The sequence below is a fragment of the Paenibacillus wuxiensis genome, assembly GCF_040195695.1.
Lineage (GTDB): Bacteria > Bacillota > Bacilli > Paenibacillales > Paenibacillaceae > Paenibacillus_B > Paenibacillus_B suaedae.
The window spans coordinates 37,371-59,625 of sequence record NZ_JBEFZI010000011.1 but is presented as its reverse complement, the minus strand read 5'-3'; the positions used below and the strand labels follow the sequence as shown (position 1 = coordinate 59,625).

3 protein-coding genes are annotated in these 22,255 nt (G+C 46.7%); all 3 read left to right on the top strand.

Going from position 1 to position 22,255, the window contains the following annotated elements:
- The first annotated feature begins 21 nt into the window (after positions 1-21).
- From ABN764_RS23775 to ABN764_RS23765, 3 genes are read left to right on the top strand one after another with little or no spacing between them, the layout of a single operon-like run.
- A complete protein-coding gene (locus ABN764_RS23775) occupies positions 22-5,601 on the top strand; it encodes an SDR family NAD(P)-dependent oxidoreductase (protein ID WP_446673289.1) in 5,580 nt (1,859 codons plus the stop codon).
- Positions 5,585-13,780, top strand: a complete 8,196-nt coding sequence (locus ABN764_RS23770; protein WP_446673288.1) for an SDR family NAD(P)-dependent oxidoreductase — start codon at positions 5,585-5,587, stop codon at positions 13,778-13,780. The genes ABN764_RS23775 and ABN764_RS23770 overlap by 17 nt, the downstream gene beginning before the upstream one ends.
- A complete protein-coding gene (locus ABN764_RS23765) occupies positions 13,777-22,245 on the top strand; it encodes an SDR family NAD(P)-dependent oxidoreductase (protein WP_446673287.1) in 8,469 nt (2,822 codons plus the stop codon). The genes ABN764_RS23770 and ABN764_RS23765 overlap by 4 nt, the downstream gene beginning before the upstream one ends.
- Positions 22,246-22,255 lie beyond the last annotated feature (10 nt).

Below are 22,255 nucleotides of genomic sequence, written 5' to 3'. Positions count from 1 at the left end.
AGTTAGAAAGGAGCGGCGAAATTGAACGTTTATAAATGCAGCCTGATCGTTAGAAACGACGATTTCATAGTCAAGGATCATCGGGTTCATCAAATTCCCATCATGCCAGGCGTCACGTTTTTGGACATACTGTACCGTTTTCTCATATCCAAAGGCTATAGTCCCGAGCAGTTGGAAGTTCGCAACATTTTGTTTATGGAGCCGGTTGCGACGAGTGATCATTTCGATAAAAAGATAGAAATAACGTTGGAACCGCAGGGAGATTATTGGAAAGTGGTTGCTAAGAGCAAAAGGGTGGTCGGCGACAAGGTTATTGATTCGGAGGTATCTGATAACTTGCAGTGCGAAATTCATCTGCGGACTGACCCAGTTGAAGCGCAAGGAGCGGCATCGCTTGACATAGATGCTCTGAAGCATCGAGCCGAGTCGGTGAGAGACTTGGAAAGCGTCTATGAAGTGATTCGGAATTCGGATATTCACCATGATGACTTTATGAAGCTGCGCGGACAAGTATATGAATCGAAGGCTTATATTTTGGCTGAAGTGGAATTGGGGGATACGGCTCGACCGTATCTCCATTTTTTTCATTTTCATCCTGCTTATTTGGATGGAGCTACATGTATGCTTGGCGTTCTTATGTCCTCTTACATGAATGAAACTCCAGACGGCGCAAAGCCGTTTATTCCTTTGCATATGGCATCATTTAAGACGCAAGGCCAAATGGGAGAGAAGGGATACTTTCTTGTCCGCAAGGACTCATTTACGATTTCAGCCACTGGTGATATTACATACGTTGATATCGAAGTGCTTAATAAGGAAGGCTTGCCAATAGCTTTCTATAACAGGCTGGGTACAAAAAGGGTTCGTTCCGACAACTTGCTGCAGAGCTTGCTTCGGACGACAGCTGCCAAGCCGGAAGAATTGTCATGGAATTCATCAAAGGACTCTTTTCTACAGATCACTCAAAATGAACTGGCTACTGCCGCCGGAGAAAAGCAAACTACGCCTACTGAACGGAGGCTTCGGACAATCGTGGCTCAGTTCCTGCAGCAGCCGGAATCATCAATCGACCTGAACCGGGGCTTCTATGATCAAGGACTAAACTCAAGAGATCTCTTGGATATTGTAGCTCTGCTTGAGCAGAGGTTTGATTGTTCTCTTTACCCTACGCTTTTGTTTGAATATGCGAATATAAAAGATTTGGCACAGTACATGGATCATAACCACGGCGATTTGATGGAACGGGTCGAGTGCTGTGAATTGGAAAGTGGAATGATGGAAATCGAGGATAGTGGGGAACATTCTGAATCCGAAACAGTTTTTTATAGACCGGTATGGAAGGCGGAAGAAACCCCTGCAAATAGAGAACGAAACATTCGTCGAATATTGGTATTCGATATTGATAATGTCCATGCAGATGCGCTCGTAAAGGAACAGTACGATGTAGTCTTGGTTAAGCAGGGAGATGTGTTCGAACAAGTGTACAGCGATAGGTTTACGATTTCTCCTAGGAATGCTGCTGATTATTTCGCTTTGATTGAGAATTTGAAACATGCAGGCTGGTATCCCGAAGCAGTTCTTCATTTCTGGTCTCGGATAGGGATCGACAAACATGTTAAGGGAAATCCTTCTGAAATAAAACTTTGCGCTTATTCCGTGTTGCAGCTCACTTTAGCTTTGTCATACTTGAGACTCGAACAGCCAACTTCTTTTATTTGCGGGTTGAACGCGGTAACGGATTGGACAGAGCCGCAACTGCTGGCAGTAAGCGGCATGACTCGAGTGCTGCAGAAGGAACATCCGAAGCTGCGGTTCACCATAGCGCATATTTCTGAATCAGCCAAGACTGGAGCTTGGATTAGACTTCTATCTAAAGAATGGACGGCAATCAAGGAGAGGCATGAAGAAGTACTTTTTATGGATAATCGAAGGCATCTAAAAGTCTTGCAAAGAGTCGATATGTCCAAAAGGGAATCAACGGATCCGTTTGTAAAGAACGGGGTTTATTTAATTACTGGAGGAATGGGTGGTCTCGGCTATTTATTTGCTCGAAAATTAGCGGCGAAATATCAGGCGAAACTTATTTTAACGGGCAGAAGCGCTTTATCTGAGGAAAGAATGGAGCAACTGCAGCAATTAGAGGAGATGGGAGCGGAAGCTTGCTACATCCAGAGCGATGTCTCTGTGCGGAGTGCTGTGGCTCAACTGGTACGCACGGCTAAGGCGCGTTTTGGTCATATTGACGGCGTTCTTCATGCGGCCGGGGTGCTCAAGGATGGGATTTCCGCGGATAAGCATATCGATGAATTCGAGGAGGTATGTGCTCCAAAAATCCTTGGCAGCGTGTATTTGGATGAAGAACTGCAGGAAGAGCATTTGCATTTTTTTGCTGTATTTTCTTCAGTCACATCGCTGATCGGCAATATTGGACAGGTTGATTATGCGTATGCCAATCATTTCATGGATCATTATGTCGGAATACGTGAACGCTTGCGGCTACAAAAGAAAAGGCATGGCAGAAGTTTAGCTGTTAGTTGGCCGCTATGGGAGCAGGGCAGCATGCAAACGACTTTGCGCAACAAGAAGGTGATGGCCGACAAGGGGATGGCGGTTCTTGGCATTGATGCCGGGTTTTCCGCTTTTCAGAAGGCTCTACAAATGTCGGAGACTCATATATTGGCGCTTGAGGGTGATAAGCACCGATTCGAGCAGCATCTCGATTATTGGATCGCGCCCGAAGAAGAGGAAGGTATTCAATTGGATACCAGTCCAATTACGATTGACTTTGAAAGGAAGACAGATCAGGATATAGCAATTATCGGTCTCGCGGGAAGATATCCAATGGCGGATGACATTTCGGAATTTTGGGCTCATTTGGCTAATGGACAGGATTGCATCACAGAAATTCCTGAGGAGCGCTGGAACTACACGAAACATTACCACCCAGATCGAAACCATGCGGGAACGAGTTATGGCAAATGGGGCGGATTTATAAGCGATGTTGATAAATTTGACGCTCTCTTTTTTAATATCAGCCCCAAAGAAGCTGAACTTATGGATCCCCAAGAACGAATTTTTATGGAGACGGCCTGGCATGCCCTGGAAGATGCGGGGTACACGAGAAAGCGGATCGATGGAAAGCGGGTGGGCGTATTCGTTGGAGCAATGTGGGGACAGTACCAGCATTACGAGGGGATGGATCGTGGCGCTGCTACGTATCCGACGTCGGTGTTTGCTTCGATTGCGAACCGGGTATCGTATTTTTTAAATCTTACCGGTCCTAGCATGGCAGTTGATACAATGTGTTCTTCATCGCTCACGGCAATTCACTTAGCCTGCGTTAGTTTGCTGCATGGAGAGAGCGAGCTGGCTATTGCAGGGGGAGTAAATCTCACTTTACACCCGAGAAAATACAAGGTACTTAGCCAAGGGCAGTTTTTGTCAAGCGATGGACGATGTCGGAGCTTTGGAGAAGGCGGTGATGGGTATGTTCCCGGTGAGGGAGTAGGTGCGATTCTGCTAAAGCCTTTGAACAAGGCAATTGCTGATAACGATCTTATTTATGGAATTATTAAGGGAACTTCGTTAAATCATACAGGAAAAAGCAGTGGTTATCATGTACCCAGTCCCCAATCCCAATGCAGCGTAATTTCTGACGCAATCCGTAAGGCCCAAATTCACCCGGAAACGATAAGCTATATTGAAGCGCATGGTACGGGGACGTCACTAGGGGATCCGATTGAGCTCGCAGGGTTGGTTAAAGCATTTCAGCAATATACTGATAAGCGTCAATTTTGTGCAATAGGGTCAGTTAAGTCCAATATTGGACATTTGGAATCGGCCGCGGGAATTGCCGGAATAACGAAAATACTGCTCCAGCTAAAGCATAATAAGTTGGCTCCTTCCCTCCTTCATTCAGATGCAGAAAATGCGAAAATTAATTTTGCTGATTCTCCTTTTTATGTACAGAAGGAACTTGCTGATTGGCATCAATCCAAGATGTCTGAGGGAACGAATGCGCGAAGAGCCGGTATCAGCTCATTTGGTGCCGGAGGAGCGAACGCACATGTCCTTATCGAACAGTTTACCGCCGGAGCTCTGCCACGGAAAAACAAAAGTCCTAGAACATTTTTGTTCGTGCTGTCAGCCAAAAATAGAGATCGGTTAGTAGCCTATGCGGAAAAAGTAAGAAAATTTCTGCTAGCAGAGTCGCTAACCGATGAGCAAATTTCGGATATTGCTTATACATTCCAAACCGGCCGGGAGGAAATGCCGGAACGATTGGCCATCGTAGCATCGGACAAAGAAGGAATCATCAAAAGACTGCTGCGTTATGAACAGGGCTGCAGCGAAGGAGAAAATCTCTTTAGCGGCAATATCATGGATAGTCCCGACTTGAGTGATGATGGGGCTTTAATGATGGACGACCCTTCCCGAAAAAGCGAGCAGCTATTGGAATGGGCCAAAGTGTGGATTCATGGCTATGAGCTGCCTTGGGAAAAATTATACACCGACGATATTCCCAAACGAGTGTCGGTACCCGGTTATCCGTTTGCAAGAGAGCGTTATTGGGTTGAGTCAAGAGGAAGGGATGAAGGCAATGACCATGTGTTGGTTATTCATCCTTTTGTTCACTACAATGTGGCCACATTGAAGGAACATAAATACCTTTCAATCTTTAACGGCTCCGAATTTTATTTTGATCAGCACCGGGTAGGGGGCAAAATGATTCTACCGGGCATGGCATTTATTGAAATGGCGCGCGCCGCTGGAGAAGCTGCTTCGGAGCAGACTATCGTGACGATGAAAAACATCATCTGGGAAAATAAGCTCGAGATCGAAAATTACCCAAAACGGGTTGAAACGGTTATTTATCCGAAAGTGGACGGCGTTCGATTTGAAATCCGTGCCGAGAGAGACGGAAGTGATGAAGGAGATTGTATCTTTGCCTCGGGGGGAATGTATACGGATGAAGGCTCGCGAGCTCCTGCACGTAACTTTGACATACGAAGCATCATGGAGCGCTGTCCATTCACGTTTACACGGACTGAAATTTATCCGTATTTCACGGAAATCGGCATCGACTATGGCGAGAAGTTTAACGCGATTGACAGTATGCACATTGGTAACGGTGAAGTCGTTTCGCGTTTAATCATCGAACCGGATGGAGGAGACAAATATATGCTGCATCCATCCTTGCTTGACGGAGCGATGCAATCTGTGGCTGGACTTATCGGAATTAAGGGCGGAAAAAAAGGACGACCATTGCTGCCGTATGGGGTGGGGCTAATAGAGATTTATAAGCCTCTGCCCTCTCTTTGCTATACGTTGGTTCAGCAGCGGGAGGATTATAATCAGCAGGCGTCCGGTCTGATGAAATGTAATATCACAGTGCTTAATAAGGACGGAGAAACGCTAATCGCCATGAAGGACGTATCCTTCAGGAATGATCTTCGATATCTCACGCAACCTGAAGAACAATCTAGTTCTGATTTCAAGGACGAAGCGTTGCGAGAATTGCTTATGAAACTCGAAAATAAAGAATATACGCCAGATGAAGTCGATCGATTAATGGAGGAGTTGTATGGATCGCCTAAATAGAAGAGAGATTCTCTCGTTGTTGGCATCAGGGCGCATCAATTCGGAGGAAGCGTATCAGCGGCTGCGAACGACGGAGCTTTTTGCGCCGCAAGAGACGGAATCTTTACCCGCAACTGATGAGGATCATTCAGTCTCCCTGCTACAGCATATCGAGCGTTTTCTAATTCGCATATTTGCCGAGGAAATCAAGCTTGATGACAAGCGAATCGATGTAAGGGTACCGTTTGAACAATACGGAATCGATTCTCTGATGGTGACACGGTTAAATAAAATGCTGGAAAATCAGTTTGGCGAACTTCCCAAAACTTTATTTTTTGAATATTCGAATATAAGCAGGTTAGCGGAATACCTCGTCAACAATCATGGATCTGCCTGCTCTCAATGGTTTTATTCTTGCGAAGAATGCATACCGAATACTTCCTCGACGCTATCTGTTTCCGATTCTGCGCAGTCTCTTGAGGATATGCAGACGGAAAGGGAAACGGCCCATCATGTTTCTGCAAAATTGGTAGAACGATCGGGTGAGATTGCGATTGTCGGGGTGGACGGAAGATACCCTATGGCAGACAATTTGCTTGAATTTTGGGATAACCTTACTAACGGGAGAAATTGCGTGGAAGAGGTTCCGCCAGAACGGTGGGAAATCGAAAGATACTTTGATCCAAATAAAGAAACCAAAGGTAAGAGCTATATTAGGCATGGCGGCTTTATTCGTGAACCTGAAAGCTTTGATTCCATATTTTTTAATATTTCTTCGAGAGAAGCAGATCTCATGGATCCTCAGGAACGGATTTTTTTGGAGACTGCTTGGAATACGCTAGAGGATGCAGGCTATACGAAGCAAAGTCTACAGAAGGATATAGTTGGAGTCTTTGTTGGAGTTATGTATGGGCAATATCAGCTGTATGGCATGGAACAGGCCGAACGCGGATTCCAGCTCCCGAATTCCGTATTTGCATCAATTGCTAATCGCGTTTCCTATTTTTTTGATTTTCACGGTCCCAGCATGGCAATAGATACGATGTGTTCTTCTTCTTTGACTGCTCTCCATTTAGCCTGTGACAGCATACGGAAAGGGGAATGCACGGTAGCCCTTGCAGGGGGCGTCAACTTGACGCTTCACCCGAATAAATACATTCTATTGAGCCAAGGCAGGTTCGCTTCCTCAGAGGGGAAATGCCGCAGTTTTGGTGAGCAGGGAGACGGATTCGTTCCAGGCGAGGGTGTTGGTGCAGTTCTTTTGAAGCCACTGGAGCAAGCGGTAGCAGATGGAGATCAAATTTATGCTGTAATCAAGACAACAGTTATCAACCATGGAGGTAGGACGAACGGATATTCTGTTCCAAGTCTCAACGCTCAAGCGGAATTAATCAAACACGCCATACAAAAAGCAGACATACCGGTGGATAGCATTAGTTACATCGAGGCTCACGGTACGGGAACGTCCTTGGGTGACCCTATCGAAATCGCGGCTCTGCGCAAGGCTTTTCAAGAAACTGGAGGCGGTACAGCGTGCCGTATAGGCTCGGTAAAATCAAACATCGGGCATGCGGAATCGGCGGCAGGTATTGCGGGAGTTACCAAAGTGCTGCTGCAAATGAAATATAAAAAAATGATTCCCTCCCTTCATGCGGAAGTAGTGAATCCGAATATCGATTTTCATGGATCCGGCTTGCAGGTGCAGACCAAGTTTGAAAATTGGAACCGGGGCGACTATCCGCGTCGGGCTGGAATCAGTGCTTTTGGAGCGGGCGGTTCAAATGCACATGTCATCTTGGAAGAGTATTCTCCACCGCATAGCCCGGAGCAGTACAAGAACGAAGGAGAAGCGCAGCTCTTTGTGATCTCAGCCAAGAGCGAGAAGGCTTTGCGTGCCTACATTAAAATATTCATTTCGTTTTTACAACGTCAGGACTGTCCGTCACTGCATCGCCTTGCCTATGTGCTGCAAACCGGAAGGCAGGCAATGGAGCACCGTGCCGCTTTTATTGCATCGGGGAAGGACATGCTAGTTTCACAAATGCAATCATTTGTGACTGGCGAGCAAGTTAAAGACGTATATGCAGGCAGCGTAACGACTTATGCTGCTGATTCTCGGGAAGCGGATACGAAGGCTGCGTTGGCTCAACAACGAGTCGTGCAGGCTATCGAGCAAAGAAATTACAGCCTTATCGCTTCTGCTTGGATAGAAGGCAAGGAAATTCCGTGGGGAAAATTGTACGAGGACAGTGGGCGAATTGTAAAAGTTTCTTTGCCCACCTATCCTTTTGAGAGAAAGAGACACTGGATAAAACGGGGGAAAGGAACTGAGCAGCTCATTGAAAAGGCTTCCGAAGCTGAGTCTGTGCCTGCGTTAGCGCCAATCTATTGCGTGCCTAAATGGGAGCTTATCTATCTGAATGAAGCGTTCGACAGAGAAGCTAGAGGGAAAACAATCCTTTGTATATTCCCTTCCGGACAGGAAAATTGGGCAGAGGCAATAGCTCAGCAATACCTTCGGCATAATGAAGTTTTGCGAATTCGTCTCGGGTTGCTGGATGCTCGAGTAAGCCAAAGGGAGTGGGAAATTTCACTTGCATCTACAGACTCCTTTAAGGAAGTGCTGAAATCAATAAAGCGTCCCGATATTGTATTTCATTTCGGTGGAGTGAGCGGCGAAGACGACGCTGTGCTGGACAATGCCCGTCTTGCAGAGGCTCAACAGCTAGGGCTTTTGTCCGTTTTCCGATTCGTTCAGTCAGCCAGCGAGCTTCGATGGAGCAATGCTCCGCTTCAGTTGTGCATCGTCACGGCAGGAGCCCAGTCGCTGCGCCCAGAAGACCCGATATATCCAGTACATGCAGGGCTGTTCGGATTTTCGAGATCATTAGCTAAAGAATTCGGGCAATGGACCATAAGGGCTGTGGATCTTCCATTTCAGGCTTTGTCTGATAGCGAGCTTGCCAAAGTGAGTCATTGGGTAGAGCTAGTTGCGGGGTTGTCTAATCATGCCGACTGCGGGGAAATCGCGGTTCGCGGAGGCAGGTGTTACGCAAAGAAATTAACACCAGCGCCTGACCAGATGAGCAATCAACAACATGCGCCGATGTTCCGACAAAACGGGGTGTACCTCATAGTTGGCGGAGCAGGGGGCATTGGATTTGAATTAAGCAAGCATTTAGCCAGAGAATATCGAGCCAATATCGCTTGGATAGGGCGGAGTCCGCTGGATGCACGGATAACGCGGCAAATTGAAGCTATCAGGGATCAGGGGGGACAAGCTCTGTATTTCCAAGCCGATATTTCCAACTATTCCGAAATGAACAGAGCCCTGCACGCAACCAAGGAGCGGTTTGGTCGTATCAATGGTGCGATTCATTCGGCAATTGTGCTGAAGGATCGGCTGATTGAGTTTATGGATGAAACCGAAATGCAGGCGGTTTTGGCGCCTAAAATGTCTGGAGCAGTTACGTTGTATCATGTGCTTCGAAATGAAGATCTGGATCTAGTGCTGTTTTTTTCGTCGGCGCAATCATTTTCGGGGAATGCTGGCCAAAGCAACTATGCCGCTGCCTGCACGTTTAAAGACGCCTTTGCCCATTATTGGCGCCAACGCGGATCTACTCCAGTCAAAATTATCAATTGGGGTTATTGGGGAAGCGTGGGGATTGTAGCGACTCCAGATTACAATAGGAAGCTAGCAGAAGCTGGACTATATTCGCTTTCTCCTAGAGAAGGGATGGAAGCGATTACCTATATTTGCGGCAACAACAGGGCGGATCAGATGATGGTAATCAAAGCCGAGTCGAGTTTGCTGCAAGAAATGGGTGTTCGCATTGATGACAAACTGCCTTCCTTAGACCTGGAATATACGCGCCATATTCGCAAAGGGACTGATCAGCTTAATCGGTTGAGCGCATTCGTACTTGCTGAAGCGTTTCAAACCATGTGCGTTTTTTCTGGCGGCAAAGGCCAGTATACGAAAAAGCAGCTAAAGGACAAGCTCTGTATCGTTCCCGGCTATGATCGATTGTTCGACGAACTAATCGACATTTTGTTGGAGCATGATATCATCCACGGTAATGGTTATATGTACGATTGGAACGAGTCCGCACTTGTCAGTAATGAATTAAGAAATCTGGATCGATCAATCCTTCAATTTATTGAAAATTATCCGGAGCTTGAAGATTATATCCGACTAGTGTCTGTATGCGCGAAGCACTATGCCGGCATACTCTCCGGGAAAACGCCAGCAACGGATATTTTGTTTCCAGGCGGGTCACTCGATCGAATCAAAGGCATCTATCGCGGGAATCAGGCAGCCGATTATTTCAATGATTTGGTATTGAATAGAGTGATTGCTTGGATTGAAGCCAGAAAAGGCAGTTTGCCTCCTGGTAAACAGTTGAAAATCTTGGAGATCGGAGCTGGTACGGGGGGCACGAGTGCATCTATTCTCAAAGGATTGTCTTTATATAAAGAGATGATCCGATACACCTATACGGATATTTCTATTGCGTTTGTCAATCACGGAAAAAAGGAATTTGGCGCCGATTATCCATTTGTGAATTTCAAAATTCTCAATATAGAGGAAGATCCGGTGAAGCAAGGTTATCATCTGGAAGATTACGATTTGATTTTGGCGACTAACGTGCTTCACGCGACGAAAAACATGACGGTTACGTTAAGACATGTGCAGCAGCTGTTGTCCGAGCAGGGGGTGCTTATTGTCAATGAAGGAACGGAGCGGCAAAATTTCTTAACGCTTACGTTCGGGTTGCTTGATGGCTGGTGGCTTTATGAAGATGAAAACATTCGCCTGAAGAGCTCTCCTCTGCTTTCGGCTGATATGTGGTGCTCGCTGCTTAATCATTTGGAATTTGCCGATGTTGCAGTGCTGGGGACTAACAATTCGGAGCAGCGTGGTACTGGACAGCATGTCATCGTAGCCAAGTCTTTTTTACGTAAACATCAAGAGCCGATTATTGAGAGCCCTGTCACTCAGAATCTCGACATGCAGCCGGAATCGCTAAAGCACGCAAAAGATGAAATAAATCTTGTATCCGGAGCAGAGTGCATGGAGGCGGCCATTATGGACAGCCTGTCCGAAGTGCTTGAAGTCGAGAGGGAACGCTTTGATATCGATGCTCCATTTACTGATTTCGGGGTAGATTCGATTTTAGCGGTGGAAATCATTGAACTAATTAATGCAAGACTCCAAATGTCGCTGAGGTCGACGGACTTGTTTAATTATGCAACGATTCGCCAGCTAACCGAGTACCTTTGCAAGCAGTGTGAGGATTACCGGTTGTTCGAAGATGTAGCCAACGGCCGACCTTCTCCGCCAGAGGCAATGTTAATTGAGGATGTTGCGCAAGCTGGGAAGAGAATGGACATTGCAGTTATAGGCATGTCCGCACAAATGCCCGGGGCTCGAAATATAAGGGAATTTTGGAGAAATATTAGCAGCGGAATGTCCAGTGTGAAGGAAATCGATCGATGGTCAATGGATTCGTTTTATGACCCCGACCCGGAAGCTGTAGGCAAAAGTTACAGCAAACATGCGGGGCTTATGGAAGATGCGGATAAATTCGATCCAGCGTTTTTTAATATTTCTCCAGCTGAGGCGGAATTCATGGATCCACGGCAGCGCCTATTTTTACAAGAAGCATGGAAAGCAGTAGAAGATGCCGGATACAGCATGAAGAAAATGGAGGGAACAAAGTGCGGCGTTTATGTCGGTGCTGGTTCCGGTGATTACCATAAATTAATGGAGGGTTATCCCGAATGCCAGGATAGTCATGCGTTTATGGGGAACAGCGATGCTATTCTTGCCTCAAGAATTTCATATTATTTGAATTTAAGAGGGCCCAGCATGGCAATTGATACAGCTTGCTCTTCCTCATTGTCGGCCGTTCATCTAGCCTGCGAAAGTATTCGAAACGGGTCGTGCGAGATGGCGATTGCTGGAGGCGTTGAAGTGTTGGCTACACCTCAATTTCATGTGCTGGCTAGCAAAACGGGCATGATTTCTGCCGATGGGTCGTGCATGACATTCGATCGACGTGCCAACGGATTTGTACCGGGTGAAGGAGTAGGCGCAATGCTGTTAAAGCCTCTTGCTGCTGCGCTGGAGGATGGAGATCATGTATATGCAGTAATAGCCGGTTCAGCCATGAACCAAGACGGAAAAACCAATGGCATTACAGCGCCGAGTGCTCCTTCTCAAGCAGCATTGGTATGCGAAGTATACGATACTTACGGAATCGATCCTGAGAGCATCGGCTATGTGGAGGCGCACGGAACGGGGACGAGGCTGGGGGATCCGATTGAAATCGATGCTTTATCGGATGCTTATAACCGATATACATCGAAGACATCGTTCTGCGCAATCGGCTCTGTAAAGACGAACATAGGCCACACACTGGCAGCGGCTGGTATCGCAGGGCTGATTAAAATAATACTTTGTATTGAGCAGAAGCATCTTGTGCCATCGCTTAATTATAAAGAAGCCAACGAATTTATTCATTTTGAGGACAGTGCCTTTTATGTCAATACGGAGCTGTGCCCATGGAAAGTCTCAGAGGGGAGTCCAAGGAGAGCGGCAGTCAGTGCATTTGGTTTCAGCGGCACGAATGTGCATATGGTTGTGGAAGAGCCTCCTCGGATAGCAAAAAGGCCACAGAAGCCGGTAGGCCCTCAGTTGATATTCATGTCTGCGAAAACGGATGCCGCATTGCGGCAAAAAGCGGCGGATTTGCAGGTGTGGATGGAGCGGGAAGGACATCATTATGATTTGGATGATATCGGCTTTACCTTAAACACAGGAAGAGATCATTTCCCGATTCGCTGCTGTATGCTGATACAAGATAGGGCCGGTTTAATTGACAATTTAGAAAAAGTAATCCGCGGTGAGAATTCGCAACACATTTATCGCCTTAATCCGGCTGAACGGAAGGTTAAAATGGAGCCCTCCACGATTCGGGAAGGGGAGCGCTTTTTAAAGGTTTTGACCCGGTCAACGGATCCGTCTAGTCGATACGAGATACTTAGTACCTTAGCTGAAATGTATGTTCACGGTTGCGATTTGCATTGGGAGGAGCTGTATCCGGGAGAGCGGCCTTTAAAAATTTCGCTTCCTGCATATCCTTTTGCCAAAGAACGCTATTGGTTTGATCCTAATGCGCATCATGCTGCACCTTCTATGAAGTCGGCGGAGAGTCTGCATCCTTTAATCGATAGGAACATGTCCTCTTTGTACGAACATAAGTATGAGAAGACATTCACTGGCCACGAATTCTATTTAGCTGATCATGTTGTATTTGGGCATAACATACTGCCAGGTGTGGCGTACTTGGAAATGATGAGAGCCGCAGCCGAATTGGCATCTGACCAGAGGATATTGCAGTTGAAAAGTGCGGTTTGGGCTAGTCCCATTCAAATAGCACTATCCGAAGCTCGCAGTGTTTATGTCGGATTGCGTGAGGGAGATGTGGGCTTATTGGATTGCGAGGTATACTCCGTACGAAAAGACGGCAGCAGGGACATGCATTTTCAGGGAAAATCGAGTATCGACAAGAGAGGAAGCGTGGTGCAAAGGGAGCTATCGATTGATTTAGGGGCAATACGCCAGCGCTGTACGATGAATTATTTTACTGGCAGAGAGTTGTACTCCATGATAAGCGCCAAGGGATTAATGCTTGGTTCCCGCTTCCACGCCATTCAACAAGTGTGGGGCAGCCCAGTGGAAGCTCTTGCGAAGCTACAATTGCCTGATGAACTGCTCCAGCAGTTTGACCAATATGTCCTTCATCCGATCCTGATGGATGCTGCGTTGCTATCCATTGCCGGGATTAAGACCGAAGAGGGAAGTAATCAGCTATATATTCCATTTTCACTAGGGACGCTCGAAATTATCAGGCCAATGTCTACCTCCTGTTATGTTCATGTCTCGTTAGCGGATAGGAGCTCGGAAATCGATTTTCATGCTACCAAGTTCAATATTGTCATTGCAGATGAACAGGGACGAGTAGCTATCCAGTTTCGTGATTTTCTTGGCAGGATTGTGGACAAGCAGAGGATGCAGCTGCAAACCGAGGATATGCGTGATAAAGAACTGTTGAATGTATTCCACAAAATATACAGCGGAGAACTTGATGTTCATGCAGTTGAGTCTATTACGGGAGTGAGCAAGGTATGAGCAGACAATACGAGTTAAGCGCCATTGCTGACATGCTGAAAAGCCGGAAAATTACTCCTGAACAAGGCTTGGCGCTCTATAAAAAGCTTGACTTGACTAATTCGGAAGCAAATGGGGGGATCAGGAAAGAACCTTCCATTCTTCTTTATCGGCAGCATTGGGCGGAAAGTCGACTAGATGTGGAAGTGGAGACAGCGTCTCCGCTTCTGCTCATTGGTCACGATTCGCAACGATTGCGTCGTATCAATGCCTCAATTGAACATGTAGAAGGTATGATTGATAAGGTTGTTTCCGTTTGTTTCGGAGAAAGATTCGAGGAGCTTGACGGACAAGGCTTCGTTATTGCCCGAAACAATGAAGCTGATCTTCATTCGCTGTTTTCCATTTTGGAAAACCGTTTAGAAATATTACCTTCGCGGATCGTATATATCGCGCCCCAATGGGACGGAGAATTAGCAGAAGCTGCAGCTGCTTCTTGGGCCTATGAAATGATGCCGCTTTTTTCATTCGTGAAAACGGCTATACGCCGACAGCCTTCGCGACAAATACAATTTCTATATGTATTTTCAGATACGCAACAGGGAGCAGCGTTTCATCAGGGGATGAACGGGTTCCTGAAATCAGTGCAGGCCGAGCATCATTCATTTTTAGGTCGTACGATTTCTTTTGCAGCTTCCGATGATACGATGCTGGCTAGTATTATTATGGGTGAGCTGGCGTGTTCAGATCGAAATCAAACAGAAATTTGTTATATAGAAGGCACTAGGTGGATTAAAGAGCTGCGCGAAGTCACTGGACAGCCGATGGAGGTAACAACTACGGCCTGTCCTAAGCTACGAGAGAATGGTGTATATGTTATAACTGGCGGTGCAAAAGGTATTGGTTACCTTGTTGCTCGGCATTTAGCAAAAAAGTATAGGGCCAAGCTCGTATTGGCTGGCAGATCTCGCATCATGGAAGTAGAGGGAAGCATAGCAGAACTTCAATCCTATGGCTCGGAGGTTATTTACGTCGAGGCGGATGTAGCAACAAGGGAAGACGCTTATCGACTCATTGCCACAGCCCAAAGCAAGTTTGGGGCATTGCATGGCATCATTCATAGCGCGGGCTCGAATAATGATTCGCTTTTGATTAATAAGAAAATAGAGGAGAGCCTAAACATTTTTGGCCCTAAAATACGGGGGACTATTTATTTGGATGAAGCGTCAAAGGACGAATCTCTCGACTTTTTTATGTTGTTTTCTTCACTTGCATCCATATTTGGAAACCGCGGGCAGAGCGATTATGCATTTGCTAACGGATTTATGGATGAATATGCGCGCTGGCGTGATAGCCTGCAGCGCGCAGGGAAGACAGTATCAGTTAATTGGCCTTTCTGGGAAAATGGCGGAATGAAGCTCGAACAGGACACAAAAGATTATTTAACGAATGTGCTCGGTTTGCATTCATTGAGCGATCAGGACGGAATGTTGATTTTTGAATGGCTGCTGACGCAATCTGATTGTCAAGCGGTTGTATTGACAGGCAATCGAGACAAAATCACAACACAAATTAAAGGCGGGAAAGAGCAGCAGCATACAAGGGGTAATGTTGCGGAAGTGTTACGCCAAAAGGATGACTTCTCACCTTCCGATAAAGAACTGCAGGGAAAAGTCAATCGAGATCTGACTAATTGTGTTCATGAACTGTTAAAAACGGACTTGAAGCGCATTGATCCTGATTCGGAGCTCAGTTCCTTCGGATTCGATTCTATCACATTGACAAGGTTCAGCAACCGTTTGAACGGACTGTACCGCTTGGATATTATGCCTTCGATATTTTTCGAGTTTCCTACTCTGCGTGCGCTTTCTGGATATTTCATATCTGAACATAAGGAACATTTGTGCAGATATTATGGTCTGTCTTCCTTCCCTCCTGAGATGGAAGCGCATGCATCTGTTGCCGAGGCGCCGCCAGTAAATCGAATCGAATCAGAACAAGTAGAATCGTTAATCCCGGATACGGAAGAGAAGGACGTGAACACATTCGAACCGATTGCCATCATCGGAATGAGCGGCATGATGCCGCAATCGGACAATCTGGACGAGTTTTGGGAACATTTGCGCGACGGACACGATCTGATTACGGAGATCCCTCCCGATCGTTGGGATTGGCACGAATACTACGGAGATCCAAAAGAGGAAGGCAACCAAACTTATGCTAAGCATGGTGGATTCATGAGAGAAGTCGATAAGTTCGATCCGCTATTCTTCGGCATTTCGCCGAAAGAGGCGGAACTCATGGATCCGCAGCAAAGACTCTTTATGAACGCAGTTTGGCACGCTATCGAAGATGCGGGATATCGGGCTTCTGAGCTGGCTGGATCCAGAACTTCGCTTTTTGTGGGCGCAGCTACGCAGGATTATAATGAAATATTAAAAATGAGTGTACCAAACTTGGAGCCCCAATCCCTGACCGGCATGACGCATTCAGTCCTGGCCAACCGTATTTCGTATCTACTTAATTTGCGCGGGCCGAGCCAACCTGTAGATACAGCTTGCTCCAGCTCCCTGATCGCGATCCATCAAGCGGTGGAATCGATTCAACATGGAGGCTGCGTGATGGCGATAGCGGGTGGAGTAAATGTGATGCTTACTCCAACGCTTCATATTTCTGAAAGCAAAGCGGGGATGCTGAGTCCTGATGGCAGGTGCAAAACATTTGATGAACGAGCCGATGGCTACGTGCGAGGTGAAGGGGTTGCAGTTGTATTGCTAAAACCTTTGCGTAATGCAGTGAGCGATGGCGATCATATCTATGCCGTCATTAGAGGCAGCGCTGTAAATCATGGAGGACGCGGGAATTCCTTAACAGCCCCAAATCCAAACGCACAGGCTGAATTGCTCGTAGAGGCTTACGAGAAGGCAGGCTTCGCTCCAAATACCGTCAGTTACATAGAAGCGCATGGGACTGGAACGAGTCTTGGTGATCCAGTTGAAATAAACGGGCTTAAGAAGGCATTTGCGATACTGCAGAAAAAACATGGGCAGATGTCAGTAACTAAACAGCATTGCTGGATCGGTTCTGTGAAAACGAATATCGGGCATCTGGAAACCGCGGCTGGGATTGCGGGAGTAGTTAAGGTTCTGCTTGCCATGAAGCATGCAACGATTCCAGCCAGTCTTCATATGAACAAGTTGAACCCATATATTCGATTGGACGATGGTCCCCTCAAGATCGCTACCCAAACGATACCATGGGATCCGATAAAAGATGATCGTGAACGGGCTATACCAAGGAGAGCTGGTGTCAGCTCATTCGGATTTGGCGGCGCCAATGCCCATATCGTTCTGGAGGAATATGTTTCGGCCAAGAAGCGCGTGCATGATAATATCGATGGGCATGCTCAAATTATTTTACTATCGGCTAAAAATGCAAACAGACTGCGCGCGTACGCCCACAGCTTGAGGGTGTACGTAGATCGGTTGCTGGAAGCCCGCGCAGCCGCATGTAGTGATTTCACAGAGCCGTTGCTGGCCTATATGGCCGAAGCTACTGCCCAAATTTTAGGTATTCGTCAGCAAGATATTTCTTCCAATGAACAATTTACGGATTTGGGACTCGATCCCGTGCATATAAGTCGCTTGGCTGACATGATTAGCGAACGATTCGAATTGGAGATGCATGCATCCATATTGGCGAATTGTGCAACATTGCATGAGTCAGCTGTTTATTTGCAGCATCAATATGGACGGAGCCTACAAAAACATTTTACAGGGGCTGGTCGGCCTATTCGATTTGATGAACCCTCTATCAGAGATATTGCATATACACTTCAAGTTGGAAGAGAAGCTATGGAAGAGCGCTTGGCATTTGTTGCATCCGATCTTTCCCAATTGAGAGAGGCGCTTTTTGCCTATGCATCAGCCGAAGCTTGTCATGATACTGTTTATGTGGGGAACTCGAAAAAAGGAAATCTCCTTTGTGATCTTCTACTGGAGGGCATTGAAGGCGAACAATATTTACACAGGTTAATCAAGGATAAAAAATATGCGAAGCTTGCACAACTTTGGGTGGCGGGTGTGTCTATCGATTGGAAAATGATTCATATGGGAAGGGAGTCCCGAAGGGTTTCACTTCCTGTGTATCCTTTTGCCGCAGAAAGATATTGGATTCCGCAAGTGAAGCACAAAGAGAAACCGACTGTGGTAACAAAATTGCACCCGATGGTTGGGGAAAATATATCGACGTTGGATGAGTTTAAGTTCTCTACCAAGTTTAGCAGTTCGGATTTCTTTATTCGAGATCATATTGTAAATGGTGTCCCAATGTTTCCTGGTGTAGCATATTTGGAGTTGGCCAGAGCAGCAGGAGACTTGGCTTCCGGGCGTACTGTATATGGATTGCGAAATGTTGTTTGGGCCAAGCCTATCATCATGGAAGGTAGAGATTGCCCGGTTCATATACGGCTAAGCATAAAATTGCCACAGTCGGGTTCAGTGGAATTTGCGATATCCACGGAGAATGAAATACATGCTCAGGGCAAGCTGGTATTCGAGCCCGTTGCACAAAGCGACGAGATTATAGATATCGAATCCATTAATCGTCGCTGCACGGCTTCTATTACTGGCAGAGAGTGCTATGAAGCTTTTTCCTTGATCGGATTTCGCTATGGAAATGCAATGCGGTCGATTCAGCGTATTTCAGGAAACGAAACAGAGGCATTTGCGGTTCTATCGCTGCCTAAAGAACTGCGCGGAAGCTTTCGGGATTATGTGCTGCATCCGGCATTAATGGACGGAGCGCTGCAAACCGTGGAAGGATTGATGAACGAAGGTTCTGAGTCGAACGTATCAACGTATTTGCCGTTTTCTGTGGGTGCTGTCGATATACTGAATTCCTTAACTGAGACATGCTATGTGCACGTTCGGATGAAGCAAGCATCTTCGGCTAGCGGCACTAAGAAGTTTACTATCATTATCGCGAATGAATCGGGACACGTGGCAGTAAAAATAGATGATTTCGCGGTGCGGGCCGTGCGCGACGACGTGCGATCGCCCTCGGTTGTTTATTTCAAACGACAGTGGGAAAAAAGCGATAGATGTGATTCAGAAACAGCTATGAACCGACTTAACGAAGATGTTCTCGTATTGGCGCCAAATCGGGAATTCATTGAGGCTTCTAAATGGACGAACTATGCTAAGAGGGTTGTCTATTTGCTGCCTGGCCAATCTTTCAGACATATTGGAAAGAGCATATATGAAGTTAATCCGGGCTCTGAAGCGGACTATGAACAATTATTTCAAGTCCTGCGGGATGAGGGGATTACTCCCCGCAAAATCATACATCTGTGGATGCTGAATAGAGACGGCGATGAACGTGCAGACCTCCTGATGGAGCTGAAGAAAAGCTTCTACTCCGTATTGTATGTGTATCGCTGTTTGTTCAGAAAAAGGCAGCCAATCAGTTCGGAGATGATTTATGTTACAGGCAATGATCATGCCCCGGGTACTACGTTTCCTGTTGGAGCAGCGACTTATGGATTGCTGAAAACGCTTTCCATTGAGAGTTCAAAGCTTTCCTTTAAATCAATAGAAATAGGAGCATCTGAGTTGCAGGGCGACGTACTATCTATAGCGATGCGGGAACTTCTATACAGTGAAGATGCAGGTATGGCTATCCGATATACGGACAGTGGAAGGTATGTCCAAAAATTGCAGCCGGAGAAAGAACAGTCGTTAGTTCCTCGTAATGTCGTCATTAAGCATCATGGAGTATACGTCATTACAGGAGGTGCCGGAGGCATTGGTCAACACATTTCTGAATACTTAGCCGAACAATATCAAGCGAAGCTAGTACTGGTAGGCAGATCCGATCTTAGCGCCGATCAAAGAAGGAAGATTGATCGCATAGCGCGACAATATGGCACCATAGTTGAGTACAGGAAGGCAGATCTTGCGCAATCTGCTGAAGTTCGCAAGTTGATTCATGAAATAAAATCGGGATTTGGTCAAATTAATGGCGTGATTCATGGGGCTGGAGTAATACAAGACAGCCTTGCGTTGATGAAATCGCCTGAGCAGATCGACAGCGTGCTTGCTCCAAAAGTATACGGCACGATGAATTTGGATAAGTCCTTGGCTGACGAGCCATTGGACTTTTTTGCCCTGTTCTCTTCGGTATCGGCCGTGACTGGAAACCGTGGACAATGCGATTATGCTTTTGGAAATGCATTTATGGATCATTTCATGCTACGGCGCGAGCAGTTGAGACAGCTCGGCCAAAGGCAAGGCCGAACGGTCACTATTAATTGGCCACTATGGGAAAGCGGCGGCATGCGTGTTGAGGAACATCTGTTGCGCATTATGGAAGAAGAAGCGGGACTTGTGCCCTTACCGACTAAAGAAGGAATCGCCGTATTGGAAGAAGCGCTCGCCTCAGACAGAACGCAGACGATTGCATTGTTCGGACATAGGAGGAAGATTGTAGCAGCATTATCTCGCAGCGTATCGCCTCGGTCTAACGAAAGTGAGAATTTCGTTGCATCACCAGTGCATTCGGAGAAAGACTTCGAACGGGATATCACTCAAATATGCGCAGAAGCCCTGAAATTAAACATTGCAGATTTTCAGCCTGAAGACGATTTAAGCGAATACGGTGTGGATTCGGTGACGATGATGGCGCTTTTGAATCGGTTAGAGCAACATTATGGGGAAACGATCGATCCGAGCGTGATTGCCGAACATCGATCAATCCGTGGAATTGCCCGTTACTTAACGGAAGAATCGAAAAATTGGAATGTAATGCGGAATCATGAAACAGTATCAAACGTTGTCATGCCTGAGTCTGTACTTGGTGTGTGGGAATCGGCTGTTACGGTTCCTCGTGGTAATGAAGGGGAAGAACGTCGGAAGGCCCATCAGGAGGACGGTCGTAAGCACGGAAGCTCTGGTGTACAGGATCGCAGGATCGCCGTTATCGGGATGGCGTGCCGCTTCCCTGGATCGGACAATCCCGAGCAGTACTGGGATAATCTTCGCCAAGGGAAAGATTTGGTGACCGAGGTTCCCGGTGAACGCTGGGATGCCGAGCTCTATTATGACAAGAACAAAGCCGAACCGGGGAAGTCGTACTCGAAGTGGGGAGGCTTTATCCGCCATGTGTTCGACTTTGATGCCGAGCATTTCGGGATTGAATCGAATGATGCTTTGATTATGGATCCACAGCATCGGATCATACTCGAGCTGGCTGAAGAGTTGTGGGCTAGAGCGGGCTACCAGAGGGATGAAGCCGCCAACACGAGTACCGGGGTGTTTTTAGGTGGCGGAGCCAGCTCATATGTGAAAATTTCAGATTCGGGGCTTGCTGACGAGTATTATAAGCGCTTAGTGGTCAATTCCATTCCTAATATGATGGCTGCTCGTATTTCCGACTATTTTAACCTGAAGGGAATATCTCAAGTTATAGATACGGCATGTTCCTCATCGTTGGTCGCTATTCACCAGGCTTGCCAATCTATTGCTAACGGAGAAATAGACATGGCTATCGCTGGAGGTATTGAACTGTTGCTTGATCCTTCTGTCTTTATTGCTTACAGCAAAGCGGGAGTGCTTTCTGACGACGGGAAATGTTACGTCTTTGATGAACAGGCAAAAGGATTCGTTCTGGGAGAAGGTGCCGGACTTATTCTGCTGAAACATTATGAAAAAGCATTGGAGGATGGCGATCCTATTATTGGGGTTATCGCCGGTTCGGCTGTAAATAATGACGGGAAAACGATGGGGCTTACCGTACCTAACATGGAAGGGCAGAAGCAAGTAATTCAGATGGCGTTGGATAATAGTGGAGTCCGACCAAATGAGATCGGGTACTTGGAGGCGCACGGCACTGGTACGCTCTTGGGTGATCCTATTGAGATTCGGGCAGCCACGCAGGTTTTCCGTTCTTATACGAATGAGACCCAGTTCTGCGCGGTCGGTTCAGTTAAGTCGAATATCGGACACTTGGCAAGGGCTGCGGGAGCCGCTAGTATAATTAAGGTTTTATTGGCTCTTCAACATAAAGAACTACCTCCAACAATCCATTGCCATAGTCCGCATCCGAGGTTCAAGTTCGAAGAATCACCGTTCTACCCGAACCGTTCCCTACAAAAGTGGGGCGAGAATAGCTGCACTAGAACAGCGGCAATTTCTTCGTTTGGATTCGGGGGAACCAATTGTCACATTATTGTTCAGGAGGCTCCGGACAGGGAGAGACAAGCTGAGAGGTCTCCGCTTGCCGTGCACTCGTTCAACCGGAAAACTTACCGATTGAAGACTTCTCCATCTCGAAACTATCTTATGGATGAAGTCCCTATCAATCAATCGATTGAACCGAATACCGATCTAAACGCGATAGCTATAGTACTGGATGAATTGGAAAAAGGGAAGCTTGATATTGAACGGGCGACACAAATTATTGAGAGCCGTCAAATGAACCGGGGGTGAGTTGGTGAGG